Source organism: Thalassovita sp., from assembly GCF_963691685.1.
Classification (GTDB): domain Bacteria; phylum Pseudomonadota; class Alphaproteobacteria; order Rhodobacterales; family Rhodobacteraceae; genus Thalassobius.
Genome location: NZ_OY829290.1, coordinates 4423388 through 4436331 on the forward strand (window position 1 = coordinate 4423388; position 12944 = coordinate 4436331).

Annotated in this window: 14 protein-coding genes; 2 read left to right on the plus strand and 12 right to left on the minus strand. The window is 56.1% G+C overall.

Annotated features, from left to right (window positions below; genetic code table 11):
- Positions 1 to 33 precede the first annotated feature (33 nt).
- Together ACORLH_RS21520 and hisI are read left to right on the plus strand one after the other, a co-directional pair.
- Complete coding sequence (locus tag ACORLH_RS21520) at positions 34 to 912, plus strand: hypothetical protein (protein WP_321830380.1); 879 nt, start codon at positions 34 to 36, stop codon at positions 910 to 912.
- Positions 913 to 951: 39 nt separating this feature from the next.
- Complete coding sequence (gene hisI, locus ACORLH_RS21525) at positions 952 to 1320, plus strand: phosphoribosyl-AMP cyclohydrolase (protein WP_321830381.1); 369 nt, start codon at positions 952 to 954, stop codon at positions 1318 to 1320.
- Between the two features lie 58 nt (positions 1321 to 1378).
- On the opposite strand, the gene ACORLH_RS21530 is transcribed toward hisI, so the two are convergent.
- The 12 genes from ACORLH_RS21530 to ACORLH_RS21585 form a co-directional block, all read right to left on the minus strand.
- Positions 1379 to 2011 carry a DUF1826 domain-containing protein gene (locus ACORLH_RS21530; RefSeq protein WP_321830382.1) on the minus strand — a complete coding sequence of 211 codons (633 nt, stop codon included), beginning with the start codon at positions 2009 to 2011 and terminating at the stop codon, positions 1379 to 1381.
- Entirely contained in the window at positions 2008 to 3222 is a 1215-nt protein-coding gene (locus ACORLH_RS21535) for a GTP-binding protein (RefSeq protein ID WP_321830383.1), read from the minus strand. The genes ACORLH_RS21530 and ACORLH_RS21535 overlap by 4 nt, the downstream gene beginning before the upstream one ends.
- Positions 3219 to 4307: a GTP-binding protein gene (locus tag ACORLH_RS21540; protein WP_321830384.1), complete on the minus strand. Its 1089-nt coding sequence runs from the start codon at positions 4305 to 4307 to the stop codon at positions 3219 to 3221. The genes ACORLH_RS21535 and ACORLH_RS21540 overlap by 4 nt, the downstream gene beginning before the upstream one ends.
- Positions 4308 to 5768, minus strand: coding sequence for a metal ABC transporter solute-binding protein, Zn/Mn family (locus ACORLH_RS21545; protein WP_321830385.1), 1461 nt, complete (start codon positions 5766 to 5768; stop codon positions 4308 to 4310).
- A gap of 13 nt (positions 5769 to 5781) precedes the next feature.
- Complete coding sequence (locus ACORLH_RS21550) at positions 5782 to 6651, minus strand: metal ABC transporter permease (protein ID WP_321830386.1); 870 nt, start codon at positions 6649 to 6651, stop codon at positions 5782 to 5784.
- Entirely contained in the window at positions 6648 to 7391 is a 744-nt protein-coding gene (aztA, locus tag ACORLH_RS21555) for a zinc ABC transporter ATP-binding protein AztA (RefSeq protein ID WP_321830387.1), read from the minus strand. The genes ACORLH_RS21550 and aztA overlap by 4 nt, the downstream gene beginning before the upstream one ends.
- Positions 7388 to 7516, minus strand: coding sequence for a hypothetical protein (locus ACORLH_RS21560; RefSeq protein WP_321830388.1), 129 nt, complete (start codon positions 7514 to 7516; stop codon positions 7388 to 7390). The genes aztA and ACORLH_RS21560 overlap by 4 nt, the downstream gene beginning before the upstream one ends.
- Positions 7516 to 7917 (minus strand): transcriptional repressor, encoded by a 402-nt coding sequence (locus tag ACORLH_RS21565; protein ID WP_321830389.1) that lies wholly within the window; start codon positions 7915 to 7917, stop codon positions 7516 to 7518. The genes ACORLH_RS21560 and ACORLH_RS21565 overlap by 1 nt, the downstream gene beginning before the upstream one ends.
- 591 nt (positions 7918 to 8508) lie before the next feature.
- On the minus strand, positions 8509 to 9192 hold the full coding sequence (locus ACORLH_RS21570) for an ABC transporter ATP-binding protein (RefSeq protein WP_321830390.1): 684 nt from the start codon (positions 9190 to 9192) through the stop codon (positions 8509 to 8511).
- Positions 9189 to 10859: an ABC transporter permease subunit gene (locus tag ACORLH_RS21575; protein WP_321830391.1), complete on the minus strand. Its 1671-nt coding sequence runs from the start codon at positions 10857 to 10859 to the stop codon at positions 9189 to 9191. Before ACORLH_RS21575 ends, ACORLH_RS21570 begins: the two co-directional genes overlap by 4 nt.
- 49 nt (positions 10860 to 10908) lie before the next feature.
- Positions 10909 to 11757, minus strand: a complete 849-nt coding sequence (locus tag ACORLH_RS21580; RefSeq protein WP_321830392.1) for a branched-chain amino acid ABC transporter permease — start codon at positions 11755 to 11757, stop codon at positions 10909 to 10911.
- Between the two features lie 10 nt (positions 11758 to 11767).
- On the minus strand, positions 11768 to 12916 hold the full coding sequence (locus tag ACORLH_RS21585; protein WP_321830393.1) for a substrate-binding domain-containing protein: 1149 nt from the start codon (positions 12914 to 12916) through the stop codon (positions 11768 to 11770).
- Positions 12917 to 12944: the final 28 nt, after the last annotated feature.

Here is a 12944-nt window from a genome sequence, read left to right on the forward strand (position 1 = left end):
GGCGCACTTGCGCTACTCTTTGGCGGCGCGCTTATGGTCATTGATTTTGATGCCATCGCTCAATGGGCCGCGACGGAGCAGCGTGGATTTCAAAACGGCATGGCTGATGCCATTCGCGCCCTTCGCATGGGGCAGATAGAAGCGCTGTTGGCCTTGTTTGCAGGCGCGGCTGCCTACGGTTTTTTCCATGCAGTCGGGCCTGGTCATGGCAAGGCGTTGATTGGTGGTGTTGGATTAGGCACCCAAGTGTCCGCGTCTCGCTTGCTGTCGCTTTCGGTGGCGTCCAGTTTGGCGCAATCCCTCTGGGCCATTGTTTTGGTCTACGGCGGCTTTTGGATCTTGGAAGTCTCAGCAAATCATATGACGGCCCTCGCCGAAGATTTTCTGGCGCCGTTGAGCTATTTGGCCATCGCGTCCGTGGGCGCGCTTTTGGTGTGGCGCGGAGCGCGGTCCTTACCGAAGTCCACGGCGCGCGACCACGGCCACCACAATGATCATCATGCGCACACTCACCATCACCACGATCACCATGCAGATCACGATCATTCAGACTGTGGCTGCCAAGCGCACTGGCCATCCCCCGCGCAAGTGGCGCAGCTGACAAGCCTTCGAGAGACCGTCGCCTTGATCACGAGCATTGCGATACGCCCTTGCACGGGCGCCATCTTCTTGTTGGTCATAGCCTGGCAAATGGATCTTCATTTGGCCGGAGCTTTGGCAGTCTTGGTTATGGGGCTTGGCACCGCCTCCTTCACCGGGTTGGTGGCTGTGTCCAGCGTGGCGGCACGCACTGCGGCCTTGGCCTCGGCGGATAACTTCAAAGCGGCGGGCGTGGCCTTTGCGGGCTTGCAAATCCTCACAGGACTATTGGTGATTTGGATGAGCCTGTCGCTCCTGCGCTACACTCTCTGATATCGCCGGCGCGCCGCGCTGGCCCAAAAGGACAACGAGATGACGACCTTCAATATCGAAGACCTAAAATTTGATGATCGCGGGTTGATCCCGGCGATTGCCCAAGAGGCGAAGACCAGCGAGGTCTTGATGATGGCTTGGATGAACGCGGAGTCGATCCGCGAAACCATAGAGACAGGGCGGGTTGTGTACTGGTCGCGCTCGCGCGCCAACCTCTGGCGCAAAGGTGAGACGTCCGGGCACATACAGAGCTTGGTGGACCTGCGGTTTGACTGTGACCGGGACTGTATCTTGCTCATGGTCGAGCAAGTGGGCGCGGCCTGTCACACCTTCCGCAAAAGCTGCTTCTACACGGCCGTGCGCAACGACGCCGAAGTGGAACTGATGAAGCCAATGGTCGACGTCTAAACAAGAGCCTGCCCTTCTGAAGCAAAGGGCAGGCTATTTTGCCCGGCAATCAAATGCGTTAGTAAGCATCTTCCACATCAAAAATCGGGTCCAGCACAAGCAACAATCGGGTTTCCCCTGTGCCTTCAATAGGAGGGGACCGATGCAACAGGCCAGCGCTTGGGTTTTCTGGCCAAAGCGTGCCGCGCAACACAATTGGGTTGCCCGTTTGCACGGTGCTGAAGAACGCCGGATCGCTTCGGTCCGGCGAGTTTCTGTATTGTGTGCCGATGCCCCGATAAGTGCAGACCAAGCGAGACATAACCGCATCGATGTGAAACTTGCGACAGGCGTTTGTCGTCACCACATCGAGCCGCAAGCGTAGGTAGGTTGCGTTTGTGGTAGCCGCGAAAGTTTCCGCGAGATGTGCGATATCTTTGATCATGGCGTCGCGTTCTTTACAGTCCGGTGTGCCTGATTGTTGGCAAGCCAGTTCGGCCTCGGCTGCAATTTGCGCAGGCGTGACAACCACTCGTGTTTTGGGAAGCTGGTTTGGTGGCAATGCCGCCAACCACGCGGTAAAACCTGGCGCATCTCGCTCCCAAACTACAGCCGCACATCCACCATCTTTGATGGCGGATAGCCCTTCAACCGTGTCCGAAAAGCCAACGCCAACAATCTTGTCTGTTTCGACATCCAGAAGTTGGATCATGCGACATCCTCGACGCGGCGCCAACCTGGGAACGGATCTGGCAGATCAAGCGGCAAGTCATTTGGTTCAGAAGCCGCTACAGCTGGAAGTAGACAGGCATCGAGCTTGGATTTGATGGCATCCCAATCGATACCGGACCCAATGAACACCAGCTCTTGCCGCCGGTCGCCCCAAGGCTCCACCCAATGCTGATCGAGATAGGACTGCGCTGACCCATGATCTGGCCAGCGTTCCTTAGGCACGGTCGCCCACCATGTACCGATGGGCTGAACGCTGGAAAGCGCGCCAGCCAGAGAGTACTCAGCGACCCATTCGGGACGCGTCGCAATCCAGAAGTGCCCTTTAGCGCGAATGACGCCGGGCAATGCGCCATTCAAAACCGCATGGATCTTTTCTGGAATAAAAGGTTGGCGCGCGCGGTAGACAAAGCTGCCAACACCGTACTCTTCAGTTTCTGGCACGTGGTCGGCAAAACCATAGAGTTCTTTGGCCCAAATTGGGTGTTCATGGGCTTTGTCAAAGTCGAACAGGCCGGTGTCCAAAATCTTGGCGGCAGCAACCTGTGAGTGGTTGGTTTCAATAATTTCCGTGTCGGCATTCAGGCTGCGGATGATTTTGCGCGCGGCATCGACTTGTTCCGGCGTGGCATCCGCGACTTTGTTTAGGATGACAACGTCTGCGAACTCCATTTGGTCGGTCAGGAGATGCACCAATGTGCGCTCGTCTTCTTCGCCCATCACCTCACCGCGGTCACGTAGGAAATCGTGGCTGGAAAAATCCTTCAGCAAGTTAACTGCGTCAACAACGGTGACCATCGTGTCCAGTCGCGCCACGTCGGAAAGGCTTTCACCAAACTCGTCGCGGAACTCAAACGTGGCCGCCACGGGCAACGGTTCCGAAATGCCTGTGGATTCGATCAACAGGTAGTCAAAGCGCCCTTCAGAGGCGAGGCGCCGCACCTCCTCAAGAAGGTCATCGCGGAGCGTGCAGCAGATACAACCGTTGGACATTTCCACCAAAGTTTCGTCGGTGCGGCTCAACTCTGTGTCGGCGCGCACGAGGTCCGCGTCGATGTTCACTTCGGACATGTCGTTGACGATGACGGCCACGCGCCGTCCCTCTCGGTTATTTAAGACGCGATTGAGAAGCGTGGTTTTTCCGGCACCAAGAAAGCCGGAGAGGACGGTGACGGGAAGACGCGTGTCGGTCATTGGGTTTCCTGCTGCGTGTTGTTGAATAGAGAGAGTTCTGGCGGTTTGCTGCGCAACACCTGAAGGCTGCGTTCCAACCGGCTTTGTGGGATGTCGCGCGCAATGACGACAATGCGCGAGCGGGGATCCTCGCTTGGCCAATCGGAGAGCGGTTTGGGCGGATCATAGACGTGCTGCACGCCGTGAAAAGCCTGCGGCTCCTTTTGGGATTCCAAAAACACAATGCACTTGATGCGGAGAATGTCATTGCCCCGCATGCCGATAAGTGAGTTCAGCCAACCATGGAAAACGTCATCGAAGATGGGAACATCCAGAATGATAGAGGCGGAGCTTATGCGCCTATCATGCTGGTTTAGCGACGCGTTCGTTGGAGCGCTTGGCGCAAGACCTGAAAGGTTTTCGAGTGGGTCTTGCCTATGGGGTGTGCCAACTGCCCAAGTCACAACATCTGACGTTGGCGCATTCGGTTGTGACGCGCTCAATCCCCAAATTTGACCGGCGACGCCCTGTCCTTTGACGATGGGGATAATCCGCACCCGCGGGTTGAGCGCGGCAAGCCTGTTTTTGAACTGTTCTGTTTCGGCTTCCGTTGTCAGATCGGTTTTGCTCACCACGATCAGATCGGCCATGGCGGCTTGTGAAACCGACTCAAACTGAGCGTCCAACGTTGCCGGGCCATTCACAACATCGGCAACGGTGACAACCCCATCCATGCGCGTGTAGCGGGCCAAAAAGGGATCTGCGACCAAAGTTTGCAAGATTGGTCCTGAATCGGCCAATCCGGTGGTTTCGATCACCACGCGGTCAAAAGCGATCTCCTCTTGTGCACGTCGTTGCAACAGATGTGCCATGGTCTTGGCGAGATCGCCCCGGATCGAACAACATAGGCACCCCGAACTCATCAGCACGATTTCTTCGCTGCTTTCGGTGATCAAATCGTGATCGAGCCTGGCCTCGCCAAACTCGTTTACGATAACAGCCACGCGCCCCGACGAGCTGTCCGCCAGCACGGCGTTGAGCAATGTTGTCTTGCCAGCGCCGAGGAAGCCGGTGAGCAGTGTAACTGGGACGCGTGTCTCTTCCATTTAGGAGCCCAACGCTTGGGATAGGGTCGCCACGTTGTGGCGCATCATGTCCAAATAGGTGGAGGCCGGACCATCCTCTTCAGACAGCGCATCCGAATAGAGCGTGCCGCCAATCACAGCACCGGTCTCTTTGGCGATCTGCTTCAGCAAGCGGTCATCGGTGATGGATTCCACAAACACCGCGTTGATGCCTTCCTTACGGATTTGCTCAATAAGCTTTGCAACATCCGCGGCGGAGGCCTCGCTCTCGGTGCTCAGACCTTGAGGCGCTTCAAAACGGATGTTGTAGGATTGTGCGAAGTAACCAAAAGCGTCATGCGGCGTCACCACGGTGCGCTGCTCAGCCGGCAGGGCGCCGATGGAGGCTTCGATTTCAGTTTCCAATGCTTCCAACTCAGCAACATATGCGGCACGGTTTGCTTCAAATGCCTCGGCATTTTCGGGGTCCGCTTTGGCAAGTGCTGCGGCGATGTTGTTCACGTAGATGACCGCGTTATCAACGCTCTGCCATGCGTGCGGATCAAAAGCGCCGTGGTTGTGGCCATGATGGTCGTCATGCCCTTCTTCGGCGTGGTCATCGTGATCGTCGTGACCATGCGCGTGGTGATCGCCCTCAGGGTCCTGTGCAACCGGCTCCACATCCGCGCCAGACATGTCCTTGAAGAAATGAGCGTCCGCTTCGAACTCAAACGGCATGTGTTCGGTGAAGAACGCATAAGTGCCGTCTTCTGCAATCTCCACAGTGAACAGGGTGATGTCCTTATTCGCATCAAATGTAAGCGTATAGGCCATGTCAGCCGCAGCCAGCGTGTCGCCGCCCATTTTCGCGTCAGAGGCCTCGGCTTCGAGCAGGCCCTCAGCCGCTTCTTCGACAGCTTCGATGTCGCTCGCGGCCAACACCACCATTTTCATAGCTGGATCCGCGTAGTCGCCATCTACTTTGGCAAAGGCCCACTGGTAAGTGCCTGCCTTAAGGTCAAAAAGACCGGCCCATTCGAACGCATGCGCGCCATGACCGTGTTCATCACCATGGTCATCGTGATCTGCGTGATCATCATGATCTTCGTGGTCATCATGTTCGTCGCCGTGCTCATCGTGTTCATCAAAAGCGATAGCTTCGATGCCATCGGTGGCCACAACTTGCATGCCGCCAAACCCGGAAGATTCAACCAGGCGCTCCATCCAGCCTTCAAACTCAAGCCCGTTCACAAACAGCACTTCGGCCCCGGCAACAGCGCGCGCGTCTTGTGGCGTTGGCTGATAAACGTGCGCGTCCCCGTCCGCTCCTACGAGTGTTGTTAGCGCGATGTGCTCGCCACCGACTTGCGCGACCAAGTCACCAAGAATGGAGAACGACGCGACGACCGGCAGCGGTTCGTCCGCCCAAGCGGAGCCGGAGGATGGCAGCGACAGCGCGGTAACGGCGACCGCTGAGCGCAGAATAGAGCGACGTGAAAACATGAGAGTTCCTTCGTTAGGTTTTAAATCGGCGGCGCGGCAGGGTCTGGGCGATCACGCCCCCCTCCGGGCCAAAAAACAGGGACAGCGTGTAGATCACCCCGGCGACAAGAATGATCGCGGGGCCGGACGGCAGGCTGTAGTGAAAGGACAGGAGCAAGCCAGACAGGCTCGAGAGAAACGCGATGGCCGCAGCCGCGGCGATCATGGTGCCAATACCCCCCGCCCAGAAACGGGCAGCGGCAGCAGGCAAAATCATAATGCCAACGGCCATCAATGTGCCAAGCGCATGAAACCCGGCAACCAAGTTCATCACCACCAACATGAGGAAGGTGAAATGGGTTACCGCGCTGAGTTTGCTAACAGAGCGCAAAAACTGTGGATCCGCGCATTCAAGCACCAAAGGGCGGTAGATGAGCGCAAGGACCAGGAGAGACAGGCTTGCGAAAGAGCATAGAAGTACGAGGGACGCATCATCCAATGCCAAAACTGTGCCAAACAGCACGTGCATCAAATCCACGTTGCTGCCGCGCGTCGAGACTATGAGAACGCCCAAAGCCAAAGAGATCAAATAGAAGGCTGCCAAGCTGGCGTCTTCGCGCAGTGTGGTGAACCGCGCGACAAAACCTGATCCCAAAGCGACAACCATACCCGCGATCAAACCGCCAAGTGTCATTGCACCGAGCGACAGACCAGAGACCAAATACCCAATCGCGGCGCCCGGTAGGATGGCGTGTGACATCGCATCCCCGGTCAAACTCATGCGGCGCAACATCAAAAAGACACCAACAGGCGTGGCACCAACTGCGACAGCGACGCAGCCCAGCAGCGCGCGGCGCATGAACCCAAAGTCCGCGAATGGCGCCAAAAACAGATCCCAGATCATGCAGCGGACTTTCCACAGACATGAGGCGTGCTTGCACAGGCCTCACACATTTGCCGCGCTCGAAACTGATTTTCGGACGTTAGCACCGTCTCAGTTGGGCCGTGCGCAACAAGCTCACGGGCCAACATCAGAGTCTCGGGGAAGTGGGATCTCACGGTGGTGTCGTCGTGCAAAACCGCAAGAACCGTTCGGCCTTCTCCGTGCCAAAGTTCGATGATGCCAATCAAGTCTGCCATTGTTTTCAAATCAATAGCGGAAAAAGGTTCGTCTAAGAGCACCAGCTCTGCGTCCTGTAAAAGCAGACGCGCAAACAGGGCTCTTTGCATTTGTCCGCCGGAGAGAGAGCCAATGGCTCGGCTTTCAAATCCACGCAGTCCAACCGCGGCGATAGCTTGCTCAACCCGGCCACGCATCTTTCGGCCAACCTGGCCAAAAGCACCAATCTCACGCCACAGGCCCATCGCAACCAGATCCAACACCGAAATTGGAAAACTCCGGTCGATTTCAGATTGCTGCGGCAAATAGGCGATGTCATCCGCGCGCAGATTGGACACCTCGATGTGCCCTTCAATCGGCGACAACGATCCAGTCAAGCCTTTCAGGAGTGTGGATTTTCCAGCGCCATTGGGACCAAAGATGGCCGTCAAACTGCCTTGTTTGATCTCAGTATCAAGATGCTGAACTGCGGGCAGGCGTTCATAGCCAAGTGTTAGGTTTTTGAAAGCAACCGACGTACTCATAATGCCCCCGGCGTGGTGGTGGCCCAGAAGAACCCCAGCCATAGCGCGACAATCACCGCTACTGCGACGAGCAGTCGGGGGAGGACACCAACAAGCAGGATGCGCTGGATTTCAGCTTTCTCCATCAGGAACCGTCCTCTGTTTCCTTGCAGTCAGCACATAGTCCGTGGATCTCAATCACGTGATGATCCGCAGTAAAGCCGGCCTCTCCCAAAGCAGAGGAAAGGTGGGAGAACACGGCTGGTGCATCGCGCTCATCTACGGATCCGCAATCGCCACAGATCGACATGATCGACGGATGATGATGACCATCATCGGAGCAAGCAACATAGGCATTGAGAGACTCAATCCTGTGCACACTGCCTTTTTCCGTCAGAGACTTGAGTGCACGGTACACAGTGGTAGGGGCCATTTTCGGGCTATCAGACCGCAACTCCTCCAGAACACCGTAAGCAGAAACGGGCTGATCACGTTGGCGAATGATCCCCAGCACTTTCTTTGCCCAAGTTTCATTTTTCTTGCTCACAGGCGGACCCTCAATAGACTCGCACCTGATATGTTATGTTATATCGTAATGCAAATAAATTTCGTTCACCTTAGCTTTCACTCCTCACAGCAAAAACCATCAAGCATGCATTCTGACGGTTGCTGCGATCTGCTTTGCGGACATTCGATTGTCGGAAACAAAGTGTCAGCTATCGGCCGTTAGCCTGACTTTGCAAAGCCCGCTTCCTGCGAATCGCTGCCATTGGTGGCTCGCGCAGCATCCGGCACTGCTGCGGTTTAATATTGAACGGCAGCTCTCGGGGATTCGACCTTAGAGCTTTGCGTCTGCAGCAGAGAACGTTCTGAGCCTAATGTGAATGTCCTGAAAGGGCTGGCACCAGCAGTTGACAACCTTGGTTCGCATGCAGTTTCGCTGCGGACAAGCTGCCGCATGGCGGCTTAGAGCCCATTTTAACCGATGCTGTGCAGTGCTGGAACTGGTGAAAAGCACCAACAGCAGACTAAAAGTCACTATTAAACTGCGGTGTATTTGGGCCGTTATTGAAGCGACGCATGCAGTCGTTGAAACCCAGTCGAATTGCGAGCCGGCAACCCCCAAGCAAGCATACGCTCACAAGGACAAAACCGCGTTCAAGTCTTTCCTCGTTGTCATGTTTCCGCTCCCGGTCATTGTGACCCGTCCTGAGTCCAATCCCAGGAACCAGTCGGCAACGTCGGACAACAAATTCAGGTTTTGCTCACACAACAGGACACCGGCACCTTCGGCCACCCGTTCCCTGAGGCAATCAGCCATGTGGTTGATGTTTTCTGGCTGAACACCTTCCGTGGGTTCATCCAGAATGATCAGCTTCGTGTCTTCGATCATAGTTCGGACGAAGGAGAGTATCTTTCTTTCTCCGCCCGACATGGTTCCGGCAGGTTGCTTCAACCGTTCCGCCAATCTGGGGAAAAGGTCAAAATAGAGATCTGGTGGTTTTCCGCTACTCCCGAGGCTCAGGTTCTCTTGCACGGTGAGATCATCGAAAACCATTGCCGTTTGAGGCATGTAACCAACCCCCATGTGCCTTCGGGCATGGGCGGGTTGGTTGCCCATGGGCTGACCATCAAATCGGATATCTCCCTGGCTGGCTTTGATCTCACCTTGAACAAGACGGGCAAGTGTTGTTTTGCCAACGCCGTTGCGTCCAAGGACGCCAAGAAGACTGCCAGCTTCGATCTTGACGGATATTTCGAACAACACATTGGTGTCCTGATACCCGCCGGTCAGCCCTTCGATTTCCAAGAGAGCGGTCATTTTGTTCCTCCCGAATAGACTGCCTGAACTTGCGGGTTTTGACGCACTTTGTCGTAGTCATCGAATGCCAGCACCTTGCCGAGATGCAGGACCAGAACCTTGTCAGAAATTGCTTCGACAATGCTCATGTCGTGCTCGATGACTATCACCAATCTTGACGTTTCAGATTGATAGGACTGAACGAGCTTGGTCATCAGAGCCGTTTCGTCCGGGGAAAGCCCGGCACAGGGCTCATCCAACAGAAGGATGGATGGCTCTGCCGCGACTGTCATGGCGTATTCCAGGAATTGCCGGTGACCCTGCGGCAAATACTCAACCGGATCGGTCATTTCTTCCTTCAGCGGCACTGACGGATGGCCCAGAATATCGGACAGGGATTTGGATCGCCACTGAAAGGTAGATGGCTTGAAAAGGTCACTCATCCTTAGCCTGCCCGCCATCATCGCGATGGCCAGGTTTTCGGAAACGCTGAGCGAGAAGAAGACCGATGGAACCTGAAGTTTGCGACCAATGCCGTTGCTCAGGGCGGTATGAGGCGGGCGTGAATCGATCCGGACCTCGCCCAGCATGATCCGACCTCCGGTTGCGGACAGGTTGCCGGTGATCGTGTTGAGCGCACTGGTCTTGCCAGCACCATTCGGGCCAATGACGCTGATAATCCCGGTGGCAGGTGTTTCAAAGGACACCGCATTCAGAATTCGAACGACACCGATCTTGAGCCGCACGTCTTCAAATCTCAGGGGCCGTGGGGTTTTGTCGAACCGCGTCTCGGGCGCTGTCACAGCCGGTGCGGCGGATGTGGGCGTTTTGGGCCTGACACGCCGGAATGCAGCCTCAAACAACTCAGCAATCCCGCCCGGAGCCTTTAGCACGACTAGAATGAACACCACCGCCATCAGCAATTCCCAGTAGGGGAAACTGTCGCGTAATTCGGTGGATGCCCAACCAACGATCACTGCTCCGATCAGCGGACCGAGCACGTGGAAGCGGCCCCCAACTGCGGTCAGGATGACCAGTTCTGCTGACAGGGCAAACCCGGTTGACGCTGGCGTTACGATGCCTTGGTGCGATGCGAACAACCCCCCGGCAAGTGCCGCGATCATGGCCGAAAACGCGAATGCCGCCCCCTTGATCATATGGGTTGGAAACCCGAGCAGTTGCATACGCGGTTCATTGTCCAGAACAGCCTTGGCGATCAGATTGACAGGCAACCGGTTCAAGATGAAGAGGAGCAGGCTGACCGCCACCGTCGCTGCAACAATGACGTAGTAGAAGCCGCCGAATGGATCGAGATTTCCAAGGCTGTTGAAACCGCTCATCCCATTGAAGCCACCGGTCAGCGACGTTGCCGTGCCCGCAACTTGTTCCGCAATCATAACCAGCGCCAACGTAATCAGCGAAAAATATGGGCCACTTTCGTTCCGTCCCCGAAAGACAAGAGCCGCAAGGACAAAGGCGGACCCCGCAATTACTGCTAAAACAATGGCGGCCAATGCAAGGTTGAGGAACAGATTGCCTTCGGCTCGAAGCGTGATCGCCGTGACATAGGCCGCTATTCCGAAGAACAGGGCCTGCCCGAGTGGCAGCACTCCCGTCTTGCCCCAGAGAAACCCAATGCCCTGAGCGGCGATGCCATATATCAAATAGAGCCCAATCTGATAGGCCATGAAATCTCCGAACAGTTCCGGGATCAGGAGCAGGACTACCAGCAGCAGACTAGCGGGAAGAAGAGCGGACGCCATTTGGTTTTAGCCACAAAAAGAGGGTTGAGAGGGTGAGGACCGCCAGATACCCGTAGGTCTGGCTGGCCACAGCACCGAGGAACGTTTGGGTTCCAGCGATAATGCCGGAGCCGATTCCGAGCCCTTCGAGACTGCCAAGCCCACCGACGACAAGGGCAAAAAAAGACCGGATCAGATAGTCGAGTCCCATCATCGGCTCGATCCGAACTGTAGGGGCCAGTATCAACCCGGCAAGCCCAGCGGTGCAGCAGCCAAAGACAAAGGCCCCAGCAGATAGACGAGCCGTGTTGATCCCGATAGCCTCGGCCAGGTTCGGATTGCCGACCATGGCTTTGATACGAGCGCCGGTTTTCGATCTGGTGTTCCACCAGTATAGCCCAATGAACCCAAGCAAGATGCCGATGATCACGGCGATACGGTAGGCCGGGTAATCCGCCCCAAAAACACAGACTGTCCCAGCTATTGGGGGGCTAACGGATTGATAGCCACGACCAAAGATCAACTCAACGATTTCACGCAAAAGAATTGCAATACCCCAAGTGGCCAGGAGGCTGTCGAACATCCGGCCATAGAGGTGACGAATGATGGTGCGCTCTAACACAAAGGCCACCGGCCCCACCGTCACCAAGCACACGGGCAGTTGCAACCAACCGGGCAAACCAAGCATTGATGTGATGACCGGAGCATAAGCCCCGATCATCACAAATTCCCCATGCGCCATGTTCATGATCCGCAGTTTGCCGAACACAATGGCAAGCCCCAGGGCGACCAGTGCAAGGGTGCTGATCTGCCAGGCCAGGTTCAGAAGAAGAACAGACGACATGGGCGGGAGATCAGTTCGAGCAAGCTTCGGAGGAAGGCACGTTGTCAAATGATGCGACAACGTTGAATGCTCCACCGCTGCCATCGGCAAGATAGATTGTCTGAGCCATGTGACGACCAATCAACGTATTGTCACCCCTCGGCGTGCTCCATGTGGTGCCCTCTGCGGCAGCATCCATGGCGGCTACATCGAGGCTACCAGCTTTGTTTGTCAATGCTGCCAGCAACATCAAACCTTCATACGCAGACTGACCCAAGCCGTTGAGAGCCGGTGCATCAGAGCCAAAGGCTGCCGAGTAGTCTGCGGCAAATGACGCCGCTGCGTCAGTCTCGATAGATGAGAAGTAGCCCGAGGACGAGTAGAGCCGATTTGCGTTGTCGGCCCCGATGCCTGCAAGTGTGTTTTCTTCGATCAAGGTTCCAAGGCGGATCGCCTGATCATCAAGGCCAAAGCCAGCGAAGCTGACATTGAACCCAACCGAGCCGCCGCCGACAAGGGTCACCAACACGGCGTCGGCCCCACTCTCCTGGATACGCTGAAGCGATGAATCAAACTCACCGACAGTGAACGGCACGTATTCTTCACCGACAACTTCGCCACCCGCATCGGCAATAAAGCCCTTTGCCAGAGCATTAGTATCACGCGGCCAGTTATAATCATGGCCGATCAGATACCATTTGGACACGCCTTCTTTTTCGGCCAGGAAGGGGATGACCGGCTCAAGCTGTTGGCTGGGTGTTTCGCCGGTGATGTAGAGCCCGTCGGCACAGGAGTTCCCCTCGTATACTGGAGTATAGACATAGGGAACCTCGCCATTGAAGCGACCTATCAGGGCTTCACGCACGGCTGAATCGTGCATGCCGACAAAGGCTTCGGCACCCTGTCCCTTCCAAAGGCGTAATGCTGCCTGAGCGGCTTCCGCCGGGGGAACGCCGACATCAGCAAAGACCAATTCGATCTGTTCACCGTTGATGCCTCCATTGGCATTGATCTGTTTCGCAGCCAGCACCGCAGAGTTTCGTGTAGATGGCCCGAACAGACCCGCAGGCCCGGAGTCCGGGACCAAGACGCCGATCTTGGTGTCGGCCGAGGCGGACATCGTTCCCAAGGCCATCGTCAATACGACACTGGACAATAGGGTTGCAGTTTTCTTCATCATGATAGCTCTCCCTTTGGTGGTTTTGGCG

Excerpts from the sequence above, each read along its gene's own strand:
- ACORLH_RS21560 (WP_321830388.1), bottom strand. The coding sequence starts at position 7,516 with ATGGAGAAAGCTGAAATCCAGCGCATCCTGCTTGTTGGTGTCCTCCCC.
- aztA (WP_321830387.1), bottom strand. The coding sequence starts at position 7,391 with ATGAGTACGTCGGTTGCTTTCAAAAACCTAACACTTGGCTATGAACGC.
- ACORLH_RS21530 (WP_321830382.1), bottom strand. The coding sequence starts at position 2,011 with ATGATCCAACTTCTGGATGTCGAAACAGACAAGATTGTTGGCGTTGGC.
- ACORLH_RS21545 (WP_321830385.1), bottom strand. The coding sequence starts at position 5,768 with ATGTTTTCACGTCGCTCTATTCTGCGCTCAGCGGTCGCCGTTACCGCG.
- ACORLH_RS21540 (WP_321830384.1), bottom strand. The coding sequence starts at position 4,307 with ATGGAAGAGACACGCGTCCCAGTTACACTGCTCACCGGCTTCCTCGGC.
- ACORLH_RS21580 (WP_321830392.1), bottom strand. The coding sequence starts at position 11,757 with ATGTCGTCTGTTCTTCTTCTGAACCTGGCCTGGCAGATCAGCACCCTT.
- ACORLH_RS21520 (WP_321830380.1), top strand. The coding sequence starts at position 34 with ATGGTCATTGATTTTGATGCCATCGCTCAATGGGCCGCGACGGAGCAG.
- ACORLH_RS21550 (WP_321830386.1), bottom strand. The coding sequence starts at position 6,651 with ATGATCTGGGATCTGTTTTTGGCGCCATTCGCGGACTTTGGGTTCATG.
- ACORLH_RS21535 (WP_321830383.1), bottom strand. The coding sequence starts at position 3,222 with ATGACCGACACGCGTCTTCCCGTCACCGTCCTCTCCGGCTTTCTTGGT.
- ACORLH_RS21575 (WP_321830391.1), bottom strand. The coding sequence starts at position 10,859 with ATGGCCTATCAGATTGGGCTCTATTTGATATATGGCATCGCCGCTCAG.
- ACORLH_RS21570 (WP_321830390.1), bottom strand. The coding sequence starts at position 9,192 with ATGACCGCTCTCTTGGAAATCGAAGGGCTGACCGGCGGGTATCAGGAC.
- hisI (WP_321830381.1), top strand. The coding sequence starts at position 952 with ATGACGACCTTCAATATCGAAGACCTAAAATTTGATGATCGCGGGTTG.
- ACORLH_RS21585 (WP_321830393.1), bottom strand. The coding sequence starts at position 12,916 with ATGATGAAGAAAACTGCAACCCTATTGTCCAGTGTCGTATTGACGATG.